The organism is Psychrobacter sp. 1Y4 (assembly GCF_051847555.1).
On record NZ_JBPYDE010000477.1, the window covers coordinates 1 to 746 of the forward strand.

The 746-nt window shown below is 50.0% G+C and carries 1 protein-coding gene; it reads left to right on the forward strand.

Features of this window, described 5'->3' with window-relative positions:
- Window positions 1-713: efflux RND transporter periplasmic adaptor subunit (locus ACS8FC_RS17065; protein ID WP_439297663.1), on the forward strand; the 713-nt coding region annotated here is incomplete at its 5' end.
- Window positions 714-746: the final 33 nt, after the last annotated feature.

A 746-nucleotide genomic window follows, 5' to 3' on the forward strand; every position in this document is an offset into this window, starting at 1 on the left:
GCTACCGTACCTCTGAGGTGCGTGCCCGCGCAGCGTTGCAAGCGTCCAAAGCCCGTTTAAGCAATCAGCGTTTGACGCTTGACAATGCCACAGTAGTCGCCCCTGTTAGCGGTATTATTAGTGAAAAAATGATCGAGGTTGGGCAGGTCGCAGGTGGTGATCCATTATTTACGATTATCAAAGGCGGCATATTGGAGTGGCGAGCAGAGTTAGATCCGAAGCTGATTGGCGATATCAATATTGGTACACCCGTACGAGTCGCTCTACCGGGTGATGATAGTGTGATGGGACAGGTGAGCCGCATTGCACCGACGGCAGATAATAATCGCCAAATTACGATTTATGCGAGCCTCGCGGCTAATTCAAAAATCCGCGCTGGCATGTATCAGACTGGTGAATTTCTACTCGGTAGTGCCAGCACCCAAACGATTCCTAATAGCGCTATCGTCAGTAACGATGGCTATGATTATGTGATGCTAGTGACTGATCTGACCACGGCAGACGGTAAGTCGATGGGACGTATCAAGCAACAACGAGTGACCTTAGGCGAGCGACTTGGTGAAAATGTCGCCGTACTAGAGCCATTGCCGAGTGACAGCCATATTGTGAAGCAAGGCGGTAGTTTCTTAAATGATGGAGATTTGGTGCGTATCGTTAATGGTGTGCGTCAAACCAGTACCGCCGTCAATACAGCAGCGCAGGCACAGTCATGAGCCTAAACGTCTCGGCTTACTCGATCAAAAACC